Source organism: Paenibacillus sp. FSL H3-0333, from assembly GCF_038002805.1.
Classification (GTDB): domain Bacteria; phylum Bacillota; class Bacilli; order Paenibacillales; family Paenibacillaceae; genus Paenibacillus_AQ; species Paenibacillus_AQ silagei.
On record NZ_JBBODG010000001.1, the window covers coordinates 495,521 to 519,350 of the forward strand.

Annotated in this window: 21 protein-coding genes; 1 reads left to right on the plus strand and 20 read right to left on the minus strand. The window is 54.0% G+C overall.

All coding sequences use genetic code 11. The annotated features are described in order from the left end of the window. Positions 1-179 precede the first annotated feature (179 nt). The 19 genes from ftsH to pth all read right to left on the minus strand — a co-directional run bounded on the left by ftsH (position 180) and on the right by pth (position 22,396). Positions 180-2,225: an ATP-dependent zinc metalloprotease FtsH gene (ftsH, locus tag MHH78_RS02175; protein WP_341166470.1), complete on the minus strand. Its 2,046-nt coding sequence runs from the start codon at positions 2,223-2,225 to the stop codon at positions 180-182. A gap of 111 nt (positions 2,226-2,336) precedes the next feature. Then, positions 2,337-2,876, minus strand: a complete 540-nt coding sequence (gene hpt / locus MHH78_RS02180) for a hypoxanthine phosphoribosyltransferase (protein WP_036696450.1) — start codon at positions 2,874-2,876, stop codon at positions 2,337-2,339. Positions 2,877-2,922: 46 nt separating this feature from the next. Next, a complete protein-coding gene (tilS, locus tag MHH78_RS02185) occupies positions 2,923-4,386 on the minus strand; it encodes a tRNA lysidine(34) synthetase TilS (RefSeq protein WP_445668024.1) in 1,464 nt (487 codons plus the stop codon). 58 nt (positions 4,387-4,444) lie between these two features. Further along, on the minus strand, positions 4,445-5,383 hold the full coding sequence (locus MHH78_RS02190) for a serine/threonine protein kinase (RefSeq protein WP_445668081.1): 939 nt from the start codon (positions 5,381-5,383) through the stop codon (positions 4,445-4,447). Further along, a complete protein-coding gene (locus tag MHH78_RS02195; protein ID WP_036723943.1) occupies positions 5,373-6,119 on the minus strand; it encodes a hypothetical protein in 747 nt (248 codons plus the stop codon). Before MHH78_RS02195 ends, MHH78_RS02190 begins: the two co-directional genes overlap by 11 nt. 643 nt (positions 6,120-6,762) lie before the next feature. Beyond that, positions 6,763-9,270, minus strand: a complete 2,508-nt coding sequence (spoIIE, locus tag MHH78_RS02200; protein WP_076082799.1) for a stage II sporulation protein E — start codon at positions 9,268-9,270, stop codon at positions 6,763-6,765. 364 nt (positions 9,271-9,634) lie between these two features. Beyond that, positions 9,635-10,135, minus strand: coding sequence for a S1 domain-containing RNA-binding protein (locus MHH78_RS02205; protein WP_036696437.1), 501 nt, complete (start codon positions 10,133-10,135; stop codon positions 9,635-9,637). Positions 10,136-10,260: 125 nt separating this feature from the next. After that, complete coding sequence (locus tag MHH78_RS02210) at positions 10,261-10,596, minus strand: FtsB family cell division protein (protein ID WP_036723947.1); 336 nt, start codon at positions 10,594-10,596, stop codon at positions 10,261-10,263. Positions 10,597-10,626: 30 nt separating this feature from the next. Continuing rightward, entirely contained in the window at positions 10,627-11,190 is a 564-nt protein-coding gene (yabQ, locus tag MHH78_RS02215; protein ID WP_076082795.1) for a spore cortex biosynthesis protein YabQ, read from the minus strand. Beyond that, positions 11,187-11,471 carry a sporulation protein YabP gene (yabP, locus tag MHH78_RS02220; RefSeq protein WP_076082791.1) on the minus strand — a complete coding sequence of 95 codons (285 nt, stop codon included), beginning with the start codon at positions 11,469-11,471 and terminating at the stop codon, positions 11,187-11,189. The genes yabQ and yabP overlap by 4 nt, the downstream gene beginning before the upstream one ends. Positions 11,472-11,699: 228 nt before the next feature. Further along, entirely contained in the window at positions 11,700-11,978 is a 279-nt protein-coding gene (locus MHH78_RS02225) for an RNA-binding S4 domain-containing protein (RefSeq protein WP_036723951.1), read from the minus strand. Continuing rightward, positions 11,978-12,250: an HU family DNA-binding protein gene (locus MHH78_RS02230; protein WP_076082787.1), complete on the minus strand. Its 273-nt coding sequence runs from the start codon at positions 12,248-12,250 to the stop codon at positions 11,978-11,980. Before MHH78_RS02230 ends, MHH78_RS02225 begins: the two co-directional genes overlap by 1 nt. A gap of 285 nt (positions 12,251-12,535) precedes the next feature. Continuing rightward, complete coding sequence (mazG, locus tag MHH78_RS02235; protein ID WP_341166471.1) at positions 12,536-14,035, minus strand: nucleoside triphosphate pyrophosphohydrolase; 1,500 nt, start codon at positions 14,033-14,035, stop codon at positions 12,536-12,538. A gap of 78 nt (positions 14,036-14,113) precedes the next feature. Beyond that, on the minus strand, positions 14,114-15,766 hold the full coding sequence (locus MHH78_RS02240; protein WP_076082781.1) for a putative polysaccharide biosynthesis protein: 1,653 nt from the start codon (positions 15,764-15,766) through the stop codon (positions 14,114-14,116). Between the two features lie 207 nt (positions 15,767-15,973). Further along, a complete protein-coding gene (gene spoVT / locus MHH78_RS02245; protein ID WP_036696414.1) occupies positions 15,974-16,516 on the minus strand; it encodes a stage V sporulation protein T in 543 nt (180 codons plus the stop codon). A 305-nt stretch (positions 16,517-16,821) separates the two neighbouring features. Beyond that, positions 16,822-17,871, minus strand: a complete 1,050-nt coding sequence (locus tag MHH78_RS02250) for a peptidylprolyl isomerase (protein ID WP_341166472.1) — start codon at positions 17,869-17,871, stop codon at positions 16,822-16,824. After that, positions 17,858-21,382 (minus strand): transcription-repair coupling factor, encoded by a 3,525-nt coding sequence (mfd, locus tag MHH78_RS02255; protein ID WP_341166473.1) that lies wholly within the window; start codon positions 21,380-21,382, stop codon positions 17,858-17,860. The genes MHH78_RS02250 and mfd overlap by 14 nt, the downstream gene beginning before the upstream one ends. Before the next feature lie 132 nt (positions 21,383-21,514). Further along, positions 21,515-21,745, minus strand: a complete 231-nt coding sequence (locus tag MHH78_RS02260; protein WP_036696405.1) for an anti-sigma-F factor Fin family protein — start codon at positions 21,743-21,745, stop codon at positions 21,515-21,517. Positions 21,746-21,835: 90 nt separating this feature from the next. Then, the gene (gene pth, locus MHH78_RS02265; protein ID WP_076082772.1) at positions 21,836-22,396 is read right to left on the minus strand and encodes an aminoacyl-tRNA hydrolase; all 561 of its coding nucleotides are present in this window, start codon (positions 22,394-22,396) and stop codon (positions 21,836-21,838) included. Positions 22,397-22,481: 85 nt separating this feature from the next. Here pth and MHH78_RS02270 point away from each other — a divergent pair, with 85 nt between their 5' ends. Next, positions 22,482-22,688 (plus strand): hypothetical protein, encoded by a 207-nt coding sequence (locus tag MHH78_RS02270; RefSeq protein WP_379254216.1) that lies wholly within the window; start codon positions 22,482-22,484, stop codon positions 22,686-22,688. Between the two features lie 104 nt (positions 22,689-22,792). Here MHH78_RS02270 and MHH78_RS02275 read toward each other — a convergent pair whose 3' ends face one another. Then, positions 22,793-23,746, minus strand: coding sequence for a ribose-phosphate diphosphokinase (locus MHH78_RS02275; RefSeq protein ID WP_019914487.1), 954 nt, complete (start codon positions 23,744-23,746; stop codon positions 22,793-22,795). Between the last annotated feature and the right edge of the window lie 84 nt (positions 23,747-23,830).

A 23,830-nucleotide genomic window follows, 5' to 3' on the forward strand; every position in this document is an offset into this window, starting at 1 on the left:
TATTTATTCACTAATGTACACAACGTTCCACCCCCTGTCAATCCAAGCGGGTGCTCTGTTTCAGAGAGAAACCGGAGGACAAGTTGCCGTGTGAAACCTGTGCATGCCTGTATTCAAAAGAAAAGTCCGGAGAACCAGTGGTTCTCCGGACTAGATTACACAATTTGCTGCGGTACAGCTTAGACCAGGCTTCCGCCGCCCTTATTCCCGTCATCCGGTCCGTTGCCCTCTTCAGGGTCCGGCTTGTTTGGAATATCCTTGGACAGGTCTAATGGGGATTCCTCGCCAGTTTTGCCTTGAATCCGGACACGCACATCACCGATGGAATCAATAATCGGCTCGCCCGCTTCATTGGTAATGGCGTCGCCTTCTTCTGGCTTGCCATCCTCGCTCAGGTAGCCTTGCTCAATCAATTCTGTGATCTGATCAAGCTCCAGCGTTTCCTTCTCAAGCAGGGTGTTGGCAATCAGGTGCATTTCCTTGGAATGCTTGGTCAGCAGCTCTCTGCAGCGCTCATAGCTGCTGCGGATAAGGTTCTGCATTTCCTGATCAATCTCATAAGCAATGGAGTCACTGTAATTCTGTTCATGTCCGATATCCCGGCCCAGGAAGACTTGGCCTTGGGTTGCACCGAACTGCAAGGGCCCAAGCTTATCGCTCATTCCATATTCCATAATCATCGCACGCACAATGCGCGTAGCCTGCTGGAAGTCACTATAAGCGCCTGTGCCGATTTCGCCAATGAACATTTCTTCAGCAACGCGTCCACCAAGCAATCCGGTAACCTTATCCAGAAGTTCTTGCTTGGTTACGATCATCCGGTCTTCCTTAGGAAGCATAATAACATATCCGCCGGCACGGCCACGCGGGATAATGGTAACCTTGTGAACCACATCAGCATGCTCAAGGAAGTACCCGGCAATGGTATGGCCTGCTTCGTGATATGCGACAATCCGCTTCTCGCGGTCACTGATGACGCGGCTGCGCTTCTCGGTACCGACGATGACACGGTCAATCGCTTCATCCACTTCACGCATCGTAATGTCCTTGCGGTTACGGCGTGCAGCAAGCAATGCCGCTTCGTTGAGCAGGTTCTCCAGATCGGCACCGGTGAAGCCGGTAGTACGCTTGGCGATAACGTCAAGTCTTACATCCTTGGTCAGCGGTTTGTTGCGGGAGTGAACCTTCAGTACAGCTTCACGGCCCTTCACATCTGGGCGGTCAACCGTAATTTGACGGTCGAAACGGCCCGGACGGAGCAGCGCCGGGTCAAGAATATCTGCGCGGTTGGTAGCCGCGACAATGATAATGCCTTCGTTGCCGCCAAAGCCGTCCATTTCAACGAGCAATTGGTTAAGGGTCTGTTCCCGTTCGTCATGTCCGCCGCCAAGTCCTGCGCCGCGCTGACGTCCCACAGCATCGATCTCATCGATAAAGATAATACAAGGAGCGTTCTTCTTCGCGTTCTCGAACAAGTCACGTACGCGGGATGCGCCGACACCGACGAACATTTCCACGAAGTCGGAACCGGAGATGCTGAAGAACGGAACGCCTGCTTCCCCTGCAACTGCACGGGCCAGCAAGGTTTTACCTGTTCCCGGAGGACCTACAAGGAGTACCCCCTTCGGAATCCGGGCACCTACCGCTGCGAATTTGCGGGGGTCCTTGAGGAATTCAACAACCTCAACCAGCTCTTGCTTCTCTTCGTCAGCTCCTGCAACATCCTCGAAGCTGATCTTCTTCTTCTCTTCATTATATAACCGGGCCTTGCTCTTGCCGAAGTTCATCACCTTGCCGCCGCCGCCCTGTGCATTATTGAACAGGAAGAAGAACAGGATGAACATGATGACCAGTGGAATCATGGAAGAGAGGAATGTCAGCCAGATGCTGTCACCTTCCATTTTCTTTTGGCTAAGTTCTATGCCGTTCTTATCGCTGGCAGCCACAAGCTCGTTAAGGGCCTCGTCTGTAGGAGGAACATAAGTGGAGAAATTCTTCGATTTAGCCTCGGGTGGCAGCTCTTTATATTCGCCAGTAACCAGAAATGCATTCCCCTCAAACTGAACCGTCATGCTCTTCACATTATTGTTCGAGATCTCCTGCCGCAACTCATCATATCTAGGGAGATCGGCGGATTCATTTCCATTGCTTACAAACTGGACTATGCCCACCACGACTAAAAATAAAATCAAATAAAAACCAGAATTCCGGATGAACCGATTCATCCCCTACCTCCTCTCGCAACGCTCAAGTTATTGTACCATAGCCTGACCGGACTCCTCAAATTGTCAGGAAATCCAGAAAAGTGATCCGTAGATCTAAGGCTGTCGGGTAGTTCATTTGGTGTAAATCTCAGGCTTCAGTACACCGACATAAGGGAGGTTCCGGTACAGCTCGGCATAGTCCAGTCCATAGCCTACAAGGAATGCATCAGGAATCACAAAGCCGGTATACTGGGCTTCAAGATTCACGGCACGGCCCGAGGGCTTGTCGAACAGAGTGACTACATTGACAGAAGCGGCATTGCGCCCCTGCAGCATGTCAATCAGATAGCTGAGTGTAAGGCCACTGTCGATAATATCCTCGACAATCAGAACATCACGGCCTTCAACCGATGTGTCCAAATCCTTGATGATTTTGACTACGCCGGATGATTTGGTTGTACCGCCATAGCTGGATACCGCCATGAAGTCCATTTCAACGGGTACTGTAATCACTTTAACCAGATCCGCCATAAAAATAAACGCACCTTTGAGTACACAAATCACTAAAGGTGTGCGGTCTGCATATTCCTTGCTCAGCTGGGCGCCAAGCTCCCTGATTCTTTGTTGAATTTCTTCTTCGCTGATCAAGATTTCCTGAATATCATTCTGCAACTTGCGAACCTCCTAAGATATACTTATGAAAGACTTACTTCGGCCATTACGATTCTTCACCCTGTTCCATGTCTTCCAGGGTAAGGAGCAGAACTGAGGCCGTGTGCCGCCCAACTGCGGCATGCACCGAGCGCCTTACGCCCGGAATCCAGACGATATTGCCAAGTGCATCACATACGAGGGGAATTGCAGGCCGTTCGGAAGAAGGTATTTTATCATCAATGTAAATATCTTTTACCTTTTTGCTTCCGTTTAATCCCATAACCCTTATGGTATCTCCAGGCAACCGGGAACGAATGGTGAGCGGCAGGACAAGATCGTCCCCGTCAAACCAAGCCGAGTTCTTCCCGTAATCCTCCTCCTGTGCAGAAAAAACTTCCCCCGCAAGCCCCCTCATCGTCATAACCTTTCCTATCTCCATCAGCTTAATCCGGGGATGAGTCAAAGACAGCAGGTATGTATAGCTTACCTGCCGGGTCAAGGGCTTGGACGAGAACACAATGGTATCATATTGCCGCACGCAGACATAACCGCCACCCATATCCAGCGTCCAGACGGTAGGGTATTCCTGCAGCGTTCCCCGGCGTACTGCTTCAATCTTGGAAAAATCCATGAATGATGAATCCGCCGACAGATAATTTAATATTAGTTTAATCAAACGCCGTTGTAAAGCGGAGGGTATGGCCGCAAAGGCAGCTCTTTTCAAGGTGTATTTTCCATGCTCGGTGAAAACCAGCTCATCAAAGCATTTTGCCGCATTCGCCTCCATATATTCATCTTCCGCCGAGGCAATTTCAGCCAGCTGCAGAAGCGATTGTCTCACTCTCGGATTATGCTGCTCCAGCATAGGGAGCAGCTCCAGCCTGACTGCATTCCGCTTGTACTGCGTCAGGAGGTTGGTCGCATCCTCCGCATAAGCTAAGCCCTCTTCTAGGCAAAAGCCGACAAGAGCCGTTTTGTTAATACGCAGGAAGGGGCGGATGAGTTCCACCTTTTTTTCGGTCCGTTTCCAGCGCATGCCTGCAAGGCCCGAAGGCCCGCTCCCCCGCAGCAGCCGCATAAGCACCGTCTCGGCCTGATCGTCTGCATGATGGGCCAGCGCTACCGAGCGCGCCCGGTAACGGTGTGCGGTAGCAATCAGGAACTGGTAACGCTTCTCCCGTGCAGCCCCTTCCGGGCCAAGCCCGCTCTCCTTAATAATGGACGGAATATCGAATTCGCCCAGCTCGAAGGGAATGCCCAGCTCGGCCGCGAGGTCCCGGACCAGCTCTGCTTCCTCAACCGATTCGGCTCTGAAGCCGTGATTGACATGGGCGCAGATCAGCGTCAGCGGCATCCGGGTCAGGGAGATCTCATGCAGAATACGCAAAAGAGCCACAGAGTCCGGCCCTCCGGAAACTGCGACTACAATGGTGTCATGCGGCGCCCACAGCTCATATTCAGCCGCAGCCTCCATTACGGATTCCACCAGTTCCTTCCTGTGCTCCATAGGGGCTTCCTTTCCTGCCATCCCTTACACCGCCTGCTCCGGCGGTCAGCATCTTGTTGATTATGTACGATATCAGATCTCAGAAACGGAAAACCCAGTATAGCGTGAATGCCAGTAGAAATAAAGACAGCGCGAACGCATTTTTGAGCCAGCGCGGAGTCGCCATCGTCTCGTGTCCGCTCTTCCGTCCTCTGTAGATGTGGCTTCTCCAGATCTCTGCTGCCTGCGCGGAACCGGGGAAACCGCCTTTAAGCGCGAGGCATAGCCAGGAGGACAGCTTCTTATCCGGCAGCTCCCGGGCCAGCTTCATCAGCTCCTCTACGCTCCTTGTCTGCGGCAGCTGCTGGGCGGCAGACTTCAGCCCTTCTTCATTAAGCAGACGCAGGCACAGGACGGCAAAAGCAAACAGGTCATAGCTCTGGTCGCCTGTCCGGCTGCCGGCATTCCAGAATCCGCGGTCATGCCATTCTGTGAACTGCTTCACGCTCCGTCCGATGGGGCTTGCCCCTCCGTAATCAATCAGCTCGGCTTCCCCGTAGCTGGATACCATGACATTCTCCGGCTTCAAATCCCCGAACACGAAGCCGCACTCATGCAGCGTCTGTAGCTTCTCCAGAATCGTCATTCCGACCAGCCCCAGCCAGGAGGCACCGTTCCTGGACAGGAAATGGTGCAGCGGCCTTCCTTCCACATAACGCATTACATAAAAGGGCGTATGGTCCCGGTCCTTGAAATCATCCGATTCCAGCAGATAGGAGGACAGCGGCGATTCCTTGCGGGCCCGGTGCTCGCTGCGCTTTCGGCAGGACTGCAGAGAGGTCAGCACGTTAATCTCAGACTGCAGCTCCAGCGTATCGTATCCGATCTTGAGCGCATACCGCTCCCGTCGGCCTTCCCGCTGCACCAGATATACGGTTCCGTTTGCCCCCTTCCCCAGTACACGCTCCACGACATAACGGTTCCCCCGCCATTTGCCGGTAATTACTGTGCCTGCCGGATAGGATGGATTAGACGACATACCCATCAATCATCCCTTCTCTTGCCCCGTCATCTTCCCCTGGAAGATAATTACGATGTTCTTCCAGTTTATCATAACGGTAATGTTCCAGCACCTTGAAAATAGCTGGCCCGGTCGGCGTAGCCCCCCGCATCTTCAATCTGGAAAAGAGGGAGCGGACCTCGGACACATTCCGGGTCCAGTCGATATCCAGCATGGCATCCTCACTGCCGGAGCGTCCGGGAAAATGGAACACGGCAATCTCGCTGCGCCCTTCCCGGGCCTCCAGACTGAGCGCCAGATCACGGATGGCATCCTCCACCGCGCCAAGCTTCGGCTTCATACTGGCGCTTGCATCAATTAAAAGCGCTATGCGTAGCGGCGAGGTCTCGGTCAGCTCATCGACCACGGTAACCACCTGTGAACGCTGCTGCGGAGGCAGCTCCGCCAGTGAGCCGTCGCCGAGAATTTTTTGCACCTCTTTATTAACCGCCTGCTGAATGGTCTGAACCACCGTCTTGCGTGTCATCATCTGAATGGTCTGGGCCAGCTGCGGGGTTCCCACGATCCGGCTGATCCCGCCCCCTGCCTTGGCAATATCGGCAATCTCCCGGCTGCCCAGCTCACCGATGGTTCCATAATCTACGACCCCTACAACATTGACCGTGATGCCCTCCTGACGGGCGTGTGCTGCCGCCAGCACCGGACTCTCCCCCACATTCGAACAACCGTCCGTGATCAGCAGAATTTGTTTCATGACCGTTCCTCCCTTCCTTGTCTAGTTACTAGCATTGCCAAGGTTGAGAGATTTCAAACGCCGCTTAACGCTTAAAGATTAGATCTGAATGAGCTCGTAAAAAAGAGTCTCTGCGAGAATTTTGGGCCTTCGATCGCTGTTGTCTTCCGATTTCTTGATTTTTTGTACCGCAGCTCGCGGTTGAAATCGGAAGACAAAGGCGAACGCTTCGCTTCTACGGCTCCAAAATTCTCTCCGTTCCGTTTATTTTACGATAAACCGTCAACCTCAACTTTCATCCGCTAACCAGCAGCGGTTGAAAAGGAGAGGAGCAGGGGCTGGCGAGTGACTGGAATGCACTCGCCGAATAGTTTAAAGACAAGACCCGGATTTTCAGCACTGACTTTGCTCTCGGCTCGCTCAAATCCAATAATCCTGCCTTAAATGCAACATTCCTTCCATCAATCCACTCAAATAACGAAATTGTTGCACAAAAGGCAGGAATCCTCCTCCTTGAAGCAGATTAGTGTAAAAAATCTTGCAATTCATGCAGCAATCCACTCCAACACCCAGGTATCTTCAGCGTCAGGCTGCATTTCGTACAACATTTTCAGCTTACTCATCCAAATAGACTAATTAGTTGTCAGGTCAATGGCTTACTGCGTTAGCTAACCGTACGCGGACGCTCCATCCGGCCCACGCCGGGCATATGCAGGCTGGACCATTCCGGGTGGTAATGATCCACACGGCTGACTACGATGGTCATATCATCATGGACCTCATTGCCCTGATAGCGGATTACCTTATCCAGCAGCTCGTCCGCCATATCCTGCGGGTCATCACCCTCCAGCTCCTGAATCAGACGTTTCATCCATATCTCCTTATTAACGGCATAACCGGGCGCATCATAAATACCATCGGTCATCATAATGAGGATATCACCGGGGCGAAGCTGCATGGTGACCAGATCCACCTCGATATCTTTGATGATGCCGATCGGCAGATTGCTGGCCGTCACGGGGATCACCTCGCTGCCCCGCCGGATGAAGCTCGGAGCGGAAGCAATCTTCATGAAGATGGTCTGAGCCGAATACTGGTCGATCAGCGCCATATCTACTGTCGCATAGAATTCATCCGGGGAGCGCAGCAGCAGAATGGAGTTAACGGATTTCACCGCCAGCTTCTCATCCATTCCCGATTGCAGCAGCTTCTCTAGCATAGATAACGCAGCGCTGCTCTCCATCCGGGCCCGCTCCCCGTTGCCCATTCCGTCACTGATGGAGACGGCAAAGGTGCCGTTACCCAGCTCCACCGTACTGAAGCTGTCTCCCGACAGCATATCGCCTCCCATTGCGGCGGCAGCTACGCCGGAGCTTATCTCGTAAGCCTTCGCCGAGCCAAAGGTCACCATCGACAGGCCCTCGCGGGGATGGACGGCGGTCTCACTGACCACTGCGATATTCTCCTCCAGAATATCTGAGAGCAGCGGGGCGATCATTTTGCGGCATTCATCGAAGCCCCGGGTGTAGGCATGCACGACTTCAATCTCTACCCGGCCGGGATCGAGACTCAGAATCTCAATGCTGTGAATGGAGAGGCCCAGCTTCTCCAGCGCCTCCCGGATCTGGCTCTCCTGCCGGTACATCGCCTGCCCTTCCCGCTTAATCTCCTTCGCCAGGTCCTCCATGACCTGCGATACGCCGGATAATTGCTCGGCCACAAATTGGCGGCTGTCGTATATTTGCCGCTTCCAGCGCATATCATGCTGGTATAGCTCATATTGGCCCTTCATCACCTCAAGAACCTCCCCCGTCCTGCCGCAGATCCGGCTCCACTCCGGCGGCAGCTGGGCAGCGGTAATGTCCGGGCACTCCTCGACCGTGGTCATCATGTCCGTCATATACCTGTAGGTCTGATAGAACTTGGCATCCCAGCAGTGGGTCCGCCGGATGCATCCGGCGCAGGCTCCCTCTGTTACCGTATTCATAAAGTCCTCCATCTCACGGTCGCTTTTGCCCGCCTCTGCGGCCCGGGGAATCTGCCCGAAGCTGCTGGAGAGCTGCTGGAATACCTGCGAGAACTGGGTCACCCGGTCTGCTGTAATATCCCGGACCCTCCGGGCATATTCATGCTGGGAACGGCTGTGATCGGCTGTGCCTGGTACATATTTGGCAATGGCAGTAATCATCCCCTTAGGTGTTAGAAGAAACAATACTACAGCTGCACAGGTCTCCCAGGTAGAATTCATGACATCGCCCGGTCCCATGAAGTATACGGATAGAATCGTTGATCCCAGCAGCATCCCGATGGAGACCGCCCCTTTGCGTCCGGACTGCATCATGCCTGCCAGCATCCCGGAAAAGGCCAGCAGGCTCATTTGATAGATGGCTCCGATATCGGCCAGACTGAGAATTAGTCCGGTCACTACACCAACCGCAGCACCAAGCGGCGCTCCTCCGGCCAGGGCAAAGATCAGAATCAGAAACCGCGATAAAACATGCTCCAGCGATAGACCGTTAATGGTCCAGCCGACAAGGCCGGTCATGACGGAAGCCAGCAAGATGATCAGACAGAGTACCTCCTCATTGCGGAGTGCCCTGCTTTTCTGCTTATAGGTGAATAAAGGAAGCGCCTGCAGGAATACAAGCGTCAGCACGAATCCAAGTATGGCATCAATGGCCGCCATCATCAGCGGATACCACGTGAGCGAGGGACCGATAACGACCTGGAACAGTCCCACCATAAACGAAGCTACGAACACCATCAGAGGGGCATAAGACAGATCCACCCGCTGGAAGTTCTCCAGCCCTTTGTAGATCAGATAAAAAATAATCAGCTCTGCCGCAACCACGATGGCACCCGGAAACGGGGTGAAGAGACTGCCGAGCACGATGGCTGCGGCCACAGGCAGCATGGAATCCCTGCGCATAAATACAATGACGGCGAAATAAGCAGCAGCAAACGGGGTAAGCTCATCCAGGATCATAGCCCGTCCCAGCAAAAAGCCCATAAGGCTAAGCAGCAGCACCCACTTCTTGACCGCGATGAACTGGATAACCGGCAGCTTGGTGCCCCACGCCTTCAAGCGCGTACCTAAGGCTTCTTTCTGATTTTTGTCTTTGCTTCCTGCTCTTGTCCACTCCGGCAAATTCACCACATTGCTTTTACTCATTCCCTGCACCACCCGTTTATGAATTTTATGGTTCTCATTATATAGCGGGGTCTTAAGAAAGTTTGTCAGAAACGGAGAGCAATCTGTAAAAAATTTCCGACAAAAAAGCCTGTCCCGACATTCTGTGGAAAAGCCTCCCAATCCCATACGGGGTAAAAGATCGGCTGCGGACTGCCGCAGTCAGACTGCCGGTTGCAGGTAGTGGCCGCGCGGACATTCGTCAGCGATTGCCCTAGAGTTATGTGAGAATGGCATAGATGCTGTCGGCAATTTGTTCAAAGCCCGACAAAAATAGCCGGACGCAACAAAAAAACCGCGAAGGGCGCAACGCCCCTGCGGTTATTTATGATGTGCAAGACTCAGATTATACGCGCTTGGCTCCACGGCCGCCGCGCTTTCCTTCTGTGTTCTTCTTGATCGAAGATATCCGTTCTTCGCTGTCTTTCAGGAAGCGTGACATTTTATCCTCGAATGAAGGTTTACCGGCTGCAGGCTTGAATGGACGCCCACCCCGTTCACGATTGAATCCACCGCCGCCTCCGCCACTGCCGCCACCACCGCCGAAACGGTCTCCACCGCTTGGACGTTCAGGTCTTGGAGCTCTGGGGGGACGTACTTCCGATGCCGGCTTATCAACGGCTTGCTTAATGGAAAGTCCGATCTTGCCGTCCTTGTCAACATTGATCACCTTAACGGTTACTACATCCGCAATCTTCAAATGATCGTTGACATCCTTGACGTAGTTATCGGCGATCTCCGAGATGTGAACGAGACCTGTGACACCTCCTGACAGATCCACAAATGCTCCGAAATGCGTGATGCCTGTCACCTTGCCCTCTAACTTGGTGCCCACTTCAATTGCCATAGAATAAAATGATCCTCCCTTAAAAATATACAGACGAATATAATGTCCATCCTGTCTGCGGTGATTTGATTATACAGTAAAGAGCAAAGCAAGGCAACACAGCGTAAGCCTCTTTTCGCCTGCTTTTATTGCCCGGATTGCTCGGTACGGATAGGAGATTCCCCTGCAGGATACATATTGTACCATTTACGCGCTAATTGTCCGATATACTCATCGTCATTCAGCCGCGAGACCTCATATTTCAATTGATTCATCGTGGCTGTTACACTCTCACTGTTCTCTTTCTTACGGGCGAGCTGTTCGCTCTTGTCGGCGATTACTGCGCTCTGGGCAAAGAAAGTGAATCCGGCCCAGCCGAAGAAAACAGCCATCACAAGAATCCATATAAACTTTCTTCTCTTCGCGCCTGCGGCCGAAGCACTCTGATTCGTATTCTTCTCTTCCGCAGAGAATCTGTTCATTCAGCTTACCTCCAGTTCCAGGGTTCAAGGTCAGCGCTTCCGCCACCCTGATATCCACTCGGTGATCCTCACGATCCGGGCGCTATGAACGAACCGGGATGCATACGGAGAGGCCCACCTTACAGGAAGTACCCAGATTGGCTTGGTTAGACGCAGCAGCAGCTTAAAAATATAAAGAAGGACCCGGCCGAGCAGCAGTACTATTCCCTTAACCAGGCGCCACAGCCAGAGAATCGGACCTCCGATGACTATGGTAATGAACCGCCATAGCATCCTGCATACATACTGAACTGACTGAATTAACCTTACCACAAAACGCTGCACTGTAATACTGAAGATCAAAAAATAGATCCATACACCTAGAAAGAGGCCAAGAACGACATAAAACCTCAATTGTCCCTGGTTTCCGGCATAAAGCATGCGAAAGACCAGCAGGGCAGCTCCTATCCAATACAGCAAATCCAGCAGCGCATTCAGCCAATTGGGAAATCTCAGCTTCTGCGACAGCACCCGGTAGCTGTCATAGGCCAGTCCCATGGCAATGCCGGACAGAATCATATAGAGCAGGGTGATCCATTGAACGGAGGGATTCATTTAAACAGCTTGCGGAGAATCCCTTTATTTTTGCCTTGCGCCCCGGGGTCCAGATAAATCAGGGAATGAACATTGCCTTCAAGGGACAGCATTCCATTCTCCAGACTTAAATTCTTGATATGTAAATGAGTCCCCCGAATGGTCAATTGGCCGAGCTCTGTACTTAGCAGAAACTCCTCGTTGTCAAAGCTCTCCACATTCTGCACACCTGTCAGCTCAATCTGCTTACGGCTGCGCATGTGCAGATCATGCTGTTTGTTGACTTTAGTTGGCTCCATCATAGCATGTACCCCTCCTTCTTGGTTCTAATCTATGAAGGAAGGACAGGGTATAGAACAGGTGAAAACAACAAAATAACCCCACAAAGTGGGGCTTTAGCTTAGATGATGACTCAGGTACTTTGCGGGGACCCCAAAACATATAAATTCTTATCTTTTAAAAAAGAGGCATCCCGCTCCGCCGTCTTCCGGCTTCAGGAATACCTCTTAACCTTATGCTGCAATCATTTGCTACCAGTCGAGTCCCGTGCTTTTGGCAACCGGCTCTTCACGGAGCAGGGTATACATTCCGGCGGCCTCGTCCTTGCGGGTGGTTTCCACCAGCTTTTCCACTTTGACCGTCACAAGCTTTTGGCCGAACTGCACGGTAATCTCGTCACCGATCTTCACCGTGCTGCTCGGTTTGGACTCCCGTCCATTGATCAACACCCGGCCCTGTTCGGACACATCCTTGGCCACGGTGCGGCGCTTGATCAGACGGGAGACCTTCAGGAACTTGTCCAGACGCATTAGTTAACGGCTTCTTTGAGCTTGTTGCCTGCCTTGAAGGCCGGCACTGTGGATTCAGGAATTTCGATAGGTGTGCCCGATTGCGGGTTACGGCCGGTGCGGCCGGAACGTTTGCGCGTTTCAAAAGTACCGAAGCCGATCAGCTGTACTTTATCTCCGCTTGCGAGAGCTTCTGTAATTTCGCCCAGCATTCCGTTAAGTACGGTTTCTACGTCTTTTTTGGATAGTCCGCTTTTCTCGGAAATGTTGTTTACCAGATCTGTCTTGTTCATAATTTGAAGTTCCTCCTAGGATACAAAAAATAAATGAAAATCAGGTTTACCGGAAAATCACGGCAAATCGTCATTTCGTCTTTATGATATTCTGGATTCCGCCCTCAATTCCTGCCACGATCCGCCGTTTTTTTTGAAAAAGTAACATCTTGCGTAGGATATGGGGGTTATAGCACTATAACATTATAAACCTCTCAATGCATTTTAAATCAGAGATTCGCGCCAATAGTCACAGCATTGCCGTGAAACGCGCGGGATATACGCCGAAGACTATAATTCTAAAATCTATTGCTTCCGCTCTTCTGCCTTGGCTTCCTGCCAGAGGGCCTCCATCTCTTCCAGCGGGCTGTCCTCCAGCCGGACCCCCCGATCCCGCAGACGCTGCTCAATATACTCGAAGCGGGCTACGAACTTGCGGTTGGTGCGGGTCAGCGCTTCTTCCGGATCGGCTCCGATGAAGCGGGCCACATTGGTGGCTGCGAACAGCAGGTCGCCCAGCTCCAGCATCTGCTCCCCGGCGGACTGTCCCGTCTCAATCGCTTCCTGAAGCTCGTCAACCTCCTCGCGGATCTTGGCCAGCACATCACTGGTGTTATCCCAGTCGAAGCCGACGCGGGACGCCTTCTTCTGCAGCTTATACGCCTTCATCAGAGCCGGCAGATCCCTCGGAACCCCGCTGAGTGCGGACAGGGCTTCGGGCTTCACGCCTTTGCGCCGCTTCTCCTCGGCCTTCATCCCTTCCCAGTTCTGCAGCGCCTCCTCGGCATTGCCCGCCGCCTGATCGCCGAAGACATGCGGGTGGCGGAACAGCAGCTTCTCATTCAGCCCCTCAATGACATCGTAGACACTGAAGGTTCCCAGCTCCTCTTCCATCTGGGAGTGCAGCATAATCTGGAGCAGCAGGTCGCCCAGCTCTTCCCTCATATGGTCCGGATCATCCTCGTCAATCGTCTCCAGCACCTCATAGGTCTCTTCGATCAGATTTTTGCGCAAGGATTCATGCGTCTGCTCACGGTCCCAAGGACAGCCCTCGGGGCTCCGCAGAATATCGACAATCTCATGCAGCCGGGCAAAGGTGCGGTTACGCGCTTCATCCGCACGGTTCGCCGGAACATACACCAGCGACAGGTTACCATAGCCGTCCTGCCGGTCCAGCTCGTACAGCGGCACCCGGAGAATCTGCTCCTCGCCCTCCACGCCAAGCGCATGTGCGGCAATGACCTCATACTCGGGCGGGTACAGCTCCATCAGGCAAAGCTTGGTCTCAGACGCGGTGAAGCTGTCATAGACCTGCCCGATCAGGGTGTGCAGCTCCGGGTGAAGCTGGGAGCTGCGGATACCGGAGGCATCCAGCAGCTGGAAGCCTTCAATCGGATCAAAGCCCAGTCGGACAAACGCTTCATCCAGGAAGCTCTCGCCGCCGAGGATATTCAGCTCAATGCCCGCCTCCGGGCAGCGCCTGCGCAGCAGGGAGACGGCGGATTCGGCCACCATGGGATGCCCCGGCACGGCATAGACGATCTCCGTGCCCTGCGGAGCGGCCGCAGCCTTCTCGATCAGCGTTGCCGTAATGGCTTCATAGACCTCAGGGAAGGACGACAGCGACTCATACAGCCCGTCGAAGGACTCCCAGGCTATCTCCATCTCCGCCAGTGCAGCCATGACAGGATGCTCTGCGGTCCGCACGTATACGGCCGAGGCCGCCTTCAGCTTCTTGATAATGCCCAGCGTCAGCCGGTCCGGGTTCCCGGAGCCCAGGCCGACGATCGTTAATGTTGCGCTCATGCCAGTCTACTCCTTCCAGGCAGCCGCCTGCTGCTATTCGCGAAAGGCGGCTGCGCTATGTATCTATTGAGCTGCGCCTTATGGGAACAGGCGCAGCTTCTTCAGCTTGTCCGCTAAGCGCGGGCCGAAGCCCGGAAGCTGGCGCAGCTCGCTCTCGCTGAGCAGCCGCAGCGCCACTGCGCCGAGTGCGAAGACGGCGCAGCCTGCGAGCACGCCGAGCAGGCTCTGCGCCAGGGCCACGGTCCGCCCGCCGCCGAAGCCGGCGGCGTCTGCCGCCCTGGCTGCGCCGTGGCTCACAGCCGCGGCGGCCAGCCCCAGGCCCGCGAGCAGCGCCGCGGGCTTCAGCAGGACATCTGCGGCGCGCAGCCGCAGATGTCCCTGCCGGTAGAGCAGCAGCACGTTCAGCGCTGCTGCGAAGAGATGTGCGGCCACGCCAGCGATGGCCGCACCGGTAATGCCCTGCTGCGGGACGAGCAGCAGGTTGAGGGCCGCCTTAAGCGCAGCGGCGGCCAGCAGGGTCAGCGCCGGCGCGCGCACGGCGCCCAGGCCTTGCAGCAGCGCGGCGGAGATGATGCTGACCGTGCCGCCCGCGGCGGTGAAGGCCAGCCAGGTCATCGCGCCGCTGCCGGCGGCGTCCCCGTACAGAGCCGTGTTCACCGGCTCTGCAAGCACGGCCAGGCCTACGGAGGCGGCCAGCCCGAGGAGCCAGAACCAGCGCAGCGACAGCGTGATGCGCGTGCGGATCAAGGCCTCATCCCGCTGGTACTTCGCTTCGGCCAGTGCCGGGATGAAGACGACCGAGAGCGAGGTCGCCAGCATCGTTACGATCTGCACGAGCGGCAGCCCGCGGTTATAGATGCCGAACTGGGCCATCGCCGCCGTCTCGCTGCTCCCGCTCCCCGCCAGCAGACGGGGAACTGTGAAGACATCGACCAGTCCGATTAACGGAACAGCCAGCGCACCAAGCATCACCGGGAGGCCATAGGCTAACAGCTCGCGGGCAGGAATGCCCTGCTTATCCCTTCGTACGGCCGATGCTGTTCTGTTCTGAAGCGGAGCTTGAGGCAGCCTGTCCTGCAAGCCCCGGCGGTGGCTGCGCCAATACAGCAGCATCACGCCGAGACCGGCGATCCCGCCCCCGGCTGGACCCAGCATCGCACCGGCAGCAATTCCTGCCGCATCTGCGCCAGCGCCCGTCAGATACAGCAGAAGCGCGATCATGACCGCCACGCGTACCGACTGCTCGACCACCTGCGACACGGCGGTCGGCATCATATTATGCAGTCCCTGGAAGTAGCCGCGCAGCGCAGCCATCAGCGGCACCACCGCCAGCCCCCAGGCGCTGCTGCGCAGCGCCGGGACAATATGGGAGCTGCCGACCCATACCGCAATGAGCGGAGCCCCGGCGTAGACCAGAATGCCGAGCACCAGGCCGCTGGCCGCTGTAATTCCGGCGGATAGCAGCAGGACCCGCCGCCCCTTCTGCGCGTCCTGTGCCGCCGAAGCCTCGGCCACGAACCGCGAGATGGCGGCAGGCAGCCCGAGCATCGCCACAGTAACCAGAATGGTATACAGCGGATAGACCGTATTGTAGATACCGAACGCGGCGTCACCGCCCAGATTCTGCAGCGGTATCTTCTGGAGCGTACCGATCAGTTTCGAGAAAATAGCTGCCGCGCTAAGAATAAAAGCGCCCTGCAGCAGCTTCGAGCCTTGCGAATTGGATGTCATCGTTTACCTGCTTCTACAGCCATAACTGCCATAATATAGAGCTTGCTTTAACCTAAGCAAATGAATTTCTATATTATAACTTATCTAAGGGTAGAAGTGTAAATGACCATGCGTCTATTCCTTAGCTTGCCGATTCACAGCAAAAACCCGCCATTCCCTACGGTCATAATAACCTAAGGAAAAGCGGGACTCTCCAGCACCAGCTGATTACTGCTCCATTTGCTTGCCCAGGAAGGCTGCGGCTGTCTCCGCCATTTTCACTTCCATCTGGGCCATCTTGACCGAATCATCCTTATTCAGCAGCACTACGCAGCCGATGGGATCTCCTCCGGAGATAATAGGCGCTGCCACATACGTGGATAACAGCTCCGTGTGGTCCTTGCTGATGTCATAGCTGCCTGCATTATTCTCAAGCATCGTTTTACGGCTTTCCATTACCTTTTCCAGCAGCACACCCACTTGCTTCTCCAGATAATCCTTCTTGGAGCCGCCGGCGAGCGCGATGAACGTGTCCCGGTCCGTAATCATGGTAATATGCCCTGTTCCTTCATACAGCGACTCTGCATATTCCTTGGCGAAATCGCCCAATTCACCAATCGGTGAATATTTTTTCAATATAACCTCACCATCGCGGTCAACAAAAATTTCCAGAGGATCGCCCTCACGAATCCGTAAGGTGCGTCTGATCTCTTTGGGGATAACAACTCGTCCGAGGTCATCAATACGTCTTACAATACCAGTAGCTTTCATTTCAAATGTTGCCCCGCTTTCCTTAAGAAGTATGGTCCAACTACTGTCCATTATGGGAATGGTTAATCCCGGTGATTTATCGTAATATCTGACCATAGTATTCATCTCTTCCCAGTTCCTTATACATCCCTCAGCCCGCATATAATTGTTCATGGAGAATGAGAACGCCCCGGCCCGGCATCATTCCAGTTATGATCACAAATAGTCATTTCTATACCGCCGCAGTATTTTCCCCATTTTGTTCTATTGTGGCAAAAAAAACCGCCCGGATGCATGGCGCATCAGGCGGCTTGTCCAGCCTAAATTTATTTAGCGGCTTCTGTAGCAGCCGGTGTATCTGTAGCGGCTGGCGTGTCACTGCCCGCAGCCGGAGCCGGTGTAGCTGTGGCTCCCGCGCTGCCTGCAGCAGCAGAGCTCTTCGGCAGATTGATTTTAATCTCCAGACTATCCAGTTCCTTCTCCAGGAAGGTCTCCAGGCTGGCAGAAGCGGCAGAGTTCTTCACAGCCTTCAGCTGGTCGGCAGTCAGCGTATCAAAGGTGGTGTCCTTGCGGGCTTCCACCTTGATAATGTGATATCCGTAGGTAGTCTTGACCGGCTCACTGATCGTATTCAGCGGAAGAGAGTGGGCCGCAGCCTTGAACTCTGCTACATAATCTACCAGTGCCTTGTCCTTGTATTCACCGCCGGTTTCCTTCGTGCTGGTATCATCCGAGTATTCCTTGGCCACGGCTGCAAAGTCCGCCCCGCCATCCAGCTTCGCCTTCACTTCCTGGGCGCGCTTCAGCGCATCGGCATCCGTCCGCTCTTTGCCGGCGCTATCGGTCAGGCCAACCAGGACATGGCGCAGAGTAGCCACACTATAATCAGCCTTGGTGGCTTCATAATGGGTCTTGACCTGCTCGTCCGTTAATTTCAGCAGCATGTCCTGATATACGGTAAGTACGCGCTGCATATAGGAACGCAGGTCCGACTCGCTCAGATCCTGTTCCTTCAGCGTGCTCTTGTACTTATCGCCCAGCGCAGTCTTGATAGAGCCGATCTGAGTATCGACTTCTTTCTCCGCAGCCTTCTTCGCTTCATCCGTGGCCTTGTCCGCCAAGTATTCGAACGCGACCTCCTGCTTCAGGATGGACTCCTTGAACATATCAATCTCCAGATACTGCGCCTGCTCGGGGGACAGGAATTTCATTACGCGGGTATCCAGATTGAATTCCTTCTGGGTAATGGTGCCGCCCTTATACGTTGCTACCGCAGTATCATCACTTTTATTGCTGCAGGCAGCAAGCATGGAGAAGGACAGGGCTGCGGTCAGCGAGACCACCAGTACCTTCCAGGATTTTTTATTTAACGACATTGTGTAATTCTCCCTTCGATTTTAAAGACTGTTTGGCTGCCGCGAGGAATTGCTCCAGCACATCCAGCAGCTCCTTGTCACCTAAATCCTTCGCTTTGATCCGGATCGTTGCCTTGGCATCCTTATCAAATTGTACACGCCTTTCGAAGCTATTACCAACTTTGGCGAGCTTTGCCGTATCAAACGCCCCCAGGCTGCCCTCGTGGAAATTAAGCAGGGCATCATCCCCGCGCCGGACCATGGATTCCATGCCGTACAGCTTGCCGTACACCTTCAACCGGGCCACAGAGAGCAGATTAATAACGGCTTCCGGCAATTCGCCGAACCGGTCCAGCAGCTCATCCTCAAGCTCGGAGGCATCTTCGAAGGAAGCCACAGCAGCAACCTTTTTATAGATTTCTATTTTTTGGATACTGTCGTAAATATACTCGGAAGGAAGATACGCGTCAATCGACAAATCAATGACCGTATTCCCCTGCTTCAGCGAAGTATCCTCCTCGCCAAGCACACTCACCTTGCGTTTGCGGATTTCCTCCGCCAGCATTTGCGAATACAGGTCGAAGCCGACCGAGGCAATGAAGCCGTGCTGCTCCGCCCCCAGCAGATTGCCTGCTCCCCGGATGGAGAGATCGCGCATAGCAATTTTGAAGCCTGACCCGAGCTCAGTGAATTCCTTGATGGACTGCAGGCGCTTCTCAGCCACCTCTGTCAGCACTTTATCGCGCTGGTAGGTGAAGTAGGCATAAGCAATCCGGTTGGAACGGCCGACGCGTCCGCGCAGCTGATAGAGCTGGGACAGGCCCATTTTGTCAGCATCATGAACAATCAGTGTGTTTACATTAGGAATATCGACACCGGTCTCTATAATACTGGTGCTGACCAGCACATCATACTCTCCGTCCAGGAAGTCGAGAATCGTCTTCTCAAGCTCCGATTCCGACATCTGGCCATGCCCGATACCCACTCTTGCCTCCGGCACCAGCATGGAGATCTGCGCCGCCATTTCCTGAATCCCCTGTACACGGTTGTACAGATAGTAGACCTGCCCGCCACGGGCCAGCTCGCGCTCCACTGCTTCCCGGGTCAGTGTCTGGCTATGCTCCACCACATACGTCTGTACGGGAAAGCGGTTCTCCGGTGGTGTCTCAATAACTGACAAGTCACGCACCCCGAGCATCGACATATGCAGCGTGCGGGGAATCGGTGTAGCTGTCAGAGTCAATACATCGACATTGGTCTTCAGCCGCTTCAGCTTCTCCTTGTGGGTCACGCCGAAACGCTGCTCTTCATCGACAATCAGAAGGCCGAGGTCCTTGAAGACCAGATCCTGTGACAGCAGCCGGTGTGTGCCGATAATAACATCCACTGTCCCCTGGCGTACTCCCTTGATCGTCTCATTCTGCTCCTTGCGGCTGCGGAACCGGCTCAATACCTGAATATTCAGCGGATAATTGGCGAAGCGCTCACGGAAGGTCTCGTAGTGCTGCTGCGCCAGAATCGTCGTCGGCACGAGCACAGCCACCTGCTTGCCCTCTATAGCAGATTTAAAAGCAGCCCGGATCGCCACCTCTGTCTTGCCATAGCCTACATCGCCGCAGAGCAGCCGGTCCATCGGACGGTTCTGCTCCATATCCTTCTTGATCTCTTCGATCGCCCGCAGCTGGTCACGTGTCTCCTCATAAGGGAACATCTCTTCGAATTCGCGCTGCTCCTGCGTATCCTTCTCGAAGCCATAGCCAAGCGCGCTCTGGCGCTCTGCGTACAGCTTGATCAGATCATCGGCGATATCCTGAACCGAGCTCCGTACCTTGCTGGTAACCCGGGTCCATTCATTGCCGCCCAGCTTATAGACCTTCGGCTCCTTATCTTCCGAGCCGACATATTTCTGAATCAGGTCAATCTGTTCAATCGGAACAGAGAGCTTGTCGCCTCCTGCATAGAGGATGTGCATATAGTCGCGGTGAATACCGCTAACCTCAAGCGTCCCGATGCCCATATATTTACCGATCCCGTGATTCTGGTGAACCACATAATCCCCGATCTTCAGCTCGGTATAGCTCTTAATCCGTTCGGCATTATCAATGCCCTTCGAGACCTTCCGCGCCTTACGCTGCTTCTGCGAGAACATCTCACCCTCAGTGATCACTGCGAGATGAATCGAAGGAAGCTCGAAGCCGGAGCCCAGGTTGCCCTGCAGGATCGTCGGTTCCTCAATGCCATAGTCATCCAGTACCCGGCGGATACGCTCCATCCGCTCCTCGCCATTCGCCAGCATGATCACCTTCACGCCGGACTTGTGCCAACGCTCCATCTCGGACTTCAGCACATTCATCTGGCCATGGAAGTCCTGCATTCCGCGGCTGATGAAGCCTAAGATATTCTGTGGCTGAATATGTGGAACCTGACGCAGAAATATCGACATAAACAGGCTCTGGAACGGACGCTGGTACATAATAACCTCGCTGTCGACAGAGAGCTGCAGCTCAGGCAGCGTCTTGCCGTTCTGCAGCAAGTGCAGATTCCATTCCGACTCATCCCGCTCCAGCTGCTTGGCGGTCTCCAGAAGTCTGGCCGGCTCATCCAGGACAAGCAAAGTATCCTGAGCCATATAATCATACAGATGAATACGTTCAGGGTAGAGCAGACTGATATATTTATAGACTTCCGGGAAATAGGTACCCTGCCGCAGCATCTCCAGCTCCCGGCCCATCTCCTCACGCAGACGCAGCTTGGCCTGACGGTCACTCATCTTCTCAAGCTGCCGCTCCAGCATTGCGGACGCAGCGGTAGAAGCCGCATCCTGACGGAGCTGATCGAATATAATCTCCTTGGCCGGTGTAATCTTCACACTGCGGACCTTATCGATGGAGCGCTGATCCATAGGGTCGAAGGTACGGATGGAGTCTACTTCATCATCAAACAGCTCCACCCGGTAAGCCAGTGGAGAGGTCATGGGATAGAAGTCGATAATACCGCCGCGTACACTAAGCTCACCGCGGTTCTCTACCCGCTCCACCCGCTCATAGCCCATCTCAATCATGGACATGAGGAAGTCATCCAGTGGCAAGGTTCCGTCCTGCGAAACCGTAAGCTGGGCTTCAGCCATGACATGCGGAGCGGGGAGCAGCCTCCGAACGCCGGAGTAGGGAACAACTACAATTCCCCGGAAGCCCTGGGAGCAGCGCGTCAGTACATCAATCCGCTGAGCCAGCGTCTCCGGGCTTGAGACAGCGGCCTCAGCCGCCACCAGCTCATTGGCCGGATAGAGCAGCACCCGCTCCGGGGAAAGCGCTTCCTGCAAATCATCAGCCATCTTCTGGGCTGAGAACATATTATGGGTCACAACCAAGAGCGGACGCTGCGTCTCCTCATGCAGGGCAGCCAGCATGATTTGTCTGGCCGAGCCGGACAGACCGGAGATAAGCTGTTCCTTCATCCCTGCTGCGATGCCACGGGTGACAGACTGGAAATCAGTATCCTTGGAAAAATCTTCTATAAGACCTTGTAACAACAGGTGCACCTCTCTTACTAAACAGGCTGACAGCGGCAATGCCGCTGTCACCTATTATAATTAGAATCGAAAACAAGCCTCAGCGGATAAGGCCAAGGCTTGCGGATGACGATAGAGACAGGCGCTTCCACCTTACTGAAGCGGACTGGCCAGCAGGCTGAGCTCGGGGTTGTTATCCAGCGCCTGCTTGCAGTAATCGCAGGTCACCTTCACCGTAATCTCGCCTTCTGAATCATACGCTATTATATCTCTGCGCTCCGCAGGGGTCAAGGATTGCAGCCCCAGCTGCATCTCTGTAATATCGCTTCTGCCAATGCTTCCCAAGAACGTCCGGCAGTGCCTGCATACATAGTGTATTGCCATCTATATGCCTCCTGAAGGTAGTATATACCTTCAGTATGCCCCGCCCGGGAGGGCTTTAGCCGCAGGGTCCTGAACCCTATGCCTTGTATTTCATCCGTTAAATTTGGCCATGGTCTGTTCAAAGGTATGCTGCAGGCTGAATTCCACAGCATCGCAAGTATCACTTATCATGCTCTCAAGCCTTGCTCCATCCTTCTTGGCGAAGGTAGATAGTACGTAGTCAACTATAGCAAAGCCCGGCTCCGGACGGGATATGCCCATCCGCACCCGGTTGAAGCTCTGGGTGCCCGTATGCTGAATGATGGACTTGATGCCATTGTGCCCGCCGGCACTGCCTTGATATCGCAGCCTGATCTTACCCAGCTCCGTATCCAGGTCATCATACACCACAATCATATCTTCCAGCTGGACCTTATAATAATCCATATAAGCCCGTACAGCTTCCCCGGACAGATTCATGAAGGTCATCGGCTTGATCAGCACCGTCTTCACACCGCCGATCATCCCTTCACCGATTACCGATTTGCATTTATTCTGGTTAAAGGCAATTCCGTGTCTGGACGCAAGCTCATCGAGGGCCATGAAGCCGACATTATGCTTGGTCTTCGCGTATTGCGTTCCGGGATTCCCGAGTCCAACAATCCATTTCATATTTAAGGTTTTTCCTTTCCACCCGGTACTCTCAGCAGAAGAGTTCCGTTTTTGGTACAATAAGTTTATACTCCGGAGACAGGTGATGAACATGCCACATCAGGGCGATATCTTAACACTGCAGCGCCATTTCCAGTACCATATTCAATATGCTGTGCCTGTTGAAGTCTATAGGGGGAACGCGCACGTAGACATCGGTGTGATTACAGCGGTGGACGAAGGCTTCGTAGAGCTGCAGGGTACGCTGTACAACCGCAGCCTCTTCACCTTCATCTCCCGTCCGGGATATTGAAGCTTATACGAGCCTTTAGTCCCTGCCGCTGTATCACGCCGATAAGGGTTACACCTTCCGCTTGACGAAAGGTGTAACCCTTTTTCTGCTGATCTGCCTGCGGCCTATTCGATTTCGAACAGCTTACTGATCGACAGCTCTTCATGCACGCGAATGATAGCTTCGCCCATAAGCGGGGCTACGGACAGTACCTTGAGCTTGGAGGTCGGGTTGCTGCTGCGAATTGGAATGGTATCCGTCACGATAATTTCTTTGATCGGAGAGTTTTCCAGACGTTCATGCGCCGGACCGGATAATACAGGATGCGTACAGCAGGCGTAGACTTCTTTCACGCCGCCTTCCATCAGAGCATTGGCTCCAAGAACGATCGTTCCTGCCGTATCGATGATATCATCGATCAGGATCGCCGTTTTGCCTTCAATATTACCGATAATGTTCATAACCTCACTGACGTTCGGTTCAGGACGGCGCTTGTCGATAATCGCCAGCGGAGCGTTAAGGAAGTCAGCCAGCTTTCTGGCACGCACCACGCCCCCATGGTCAGGAGAGACGACCACCGGGTTCTGAATTTGCTTCGAACGGAAATATTGAGCCAGAATCGGAACACCCAGCAGATGATCCACTGGAATGTCGAAGAAGCCTTGAATCTGCATCGCATGAAGGTCCATAGTAATGACGCGATGTGCACCCGCCTTCTCAATCAGGTTCGCTACCAGCTTGGCCGTAATCGGATCACGGGAACGGGCCTTACGGTCTTGACGGGCATACCCGTAGTAAGGAATCACGACATTGATGCTCTTCGCGGAGGCACGCTTAAGCGCATCTACCATCACCAGAAGCTCCATCAGATTGTCGTTCACCGGTCCGCAGGTGGACTGTACGATATAGACATGACAGCCCCGGACACTCTCCGACAGCTTAACCTGAATCTCTCCATCACTGAAGCTTGTCGTATGGGACTCGCCCATCGGAATGCCGATATAATCAGCAATCTGGCTGGCCAGCTTAGGATTGGAGTTGCAGGTGAAAATCTTGAGTTTGGAATCACAATAAGTCATAAAATATAAACCCTCCGTGACGGAATTTAACTGGCCAAAGCACCGGCGCGGATGTGCAAGAAGTCCGTCCGGCGCTCTAAGCCT

Excerpts from the sequence above, each read along its gene's own strand:
- ftsH (WP_341166470.1), bottom strand. The coding sequence starts at position 2,225 with ATGAATCGGTTCATCCGGAATTCTGGTTTTTATTTGATTTTATTTTTA.
- tilS (WP_445668024.1), bottom strand. The coding sequence starts at position 4,386 with ATGGCAGGAAAGGAAGCCCCTATGGAGCACAGGAAGGAACTGGTGGAA.
- MHH78_RS02190 (WP_445668081.1), bottom strand. The coding sequence starts at position 5,383 with ATGTCGTCTAATCCATCCTATCCGGCAGGCACAGTAATTACCGGCAAA.
- MHH78_RS02195 (WP_036723943.1), bottom strand. The coding sequence starts at position 6,119 with ATGAAACAAATTCTGCTGATCACGGACGGTTGTTCGAATGTGGGGGAG.
- spoIIE (WP_076082799.1), bottom strand. The coding sequence starts at position 9,270 with ATGAGTAAAAGCAATGTGGTGAATTTGCCGGAGTGGACAAGAGCAGGA.
- MHH78_RS02205 (WP_036696437.1), bottom strand. The coding sequence starts at position 10,135 with ATGGCAATTGAAGTGGGCACCAAGTTAGAGGGCAAGGTGACAGGCATC.
- MHH78_RS02210 (WP_036723947.1), bottom strand. The coding sequence starts at position 10,596 with ATGAACAGATTCTCTGCGGAAGAGAAGAATACGAATCAGAGTGCTTCG.
- yabQ (WP_076082795.1), bottom strand. The coding sequence starts at position 11,190 with ATGAATCCCTCCGTTCAATGGATCACCCTGCTCTATATGATTCTGTCC.
- yabP (WP_076082791.1), bottom strand. The coding sequence starts at position 11,471 with ATGATGGAGCCAACTAAAGTCAACAAACAGCATGATCTGCACATGCGC.
- MHH78_RS02225 (WP_036723951.1), bottom strand. The coding sequence starts at position 11,978 with ATGCGTCTGGACAAGTTCCTGAAGGTCTCCCGTCTGATCAAGCGCCGC.
- MHH78_RS02230 (WP_076082787.1), bottom strand. The coding sequence starts at position 12,250 with ATGAACAAGACAGATCTGGTAAACAACATTTCCGAGAAAAGCGGACTA.
- mazG (WP_341166471.1), bottom strand. The coding sequence starts at position 14,035 with ATGAGCGCAACATTAACGATCGTCGGCCTGGGCTCCGGGAACCCGGAC.
- MHH78_RS02240 (WP_076082781.1), bottom strand. The coding sequence starts at position 15,766 with ATGACATCCAATTCGCAAGGCTCGAAGCTGCTGCAGGGCGCTTTTATT.
- spoVT (WP_036696414.1), bottom strand. The coding sequence starts at position 16,516 with ATGAAAGCTACTGGTATTGTAAGACGTATTGATGACCTCGGACGAGTT.
- MHH78_RS02250 (WP_341166472.1), bottom strand. The coding sequence starts at position 17,871 with ATGTCGTTAAATAAAAAATCCTGGAAGGTACTGGTGGTCTCGCTGACC.
- MHH78_RS02260 (WP_036696405.1), bottom strand. The coding sequence starts at position 21,745 with ATGGCAATACACTATGTATGCAGGCACTGCCGGACGTTCTTGGGAAGC.
- pth (WP_076082772.1), bottom strand. The coding sequence starts at position 22,396 with ATGAAATGGATTGTTGGACTCGGGAATCCCGGAACGCAATACGCGAAG.
- MHH78_RS02270 (WP_379254216.1), top strand. The coding sequence starts at position 22,482 with ATGAACATGCCACATCAGGGCGATATCTTAACACTGCAGCGCCATTTC.
- MHH78_RS02275 (WP_019914487.1), bottom strand. The coding sequence starts at position 23,746 with ATGACTTATTGTGATTCCAAACTCAAGATTTTCACCTGCAACTCCAAT.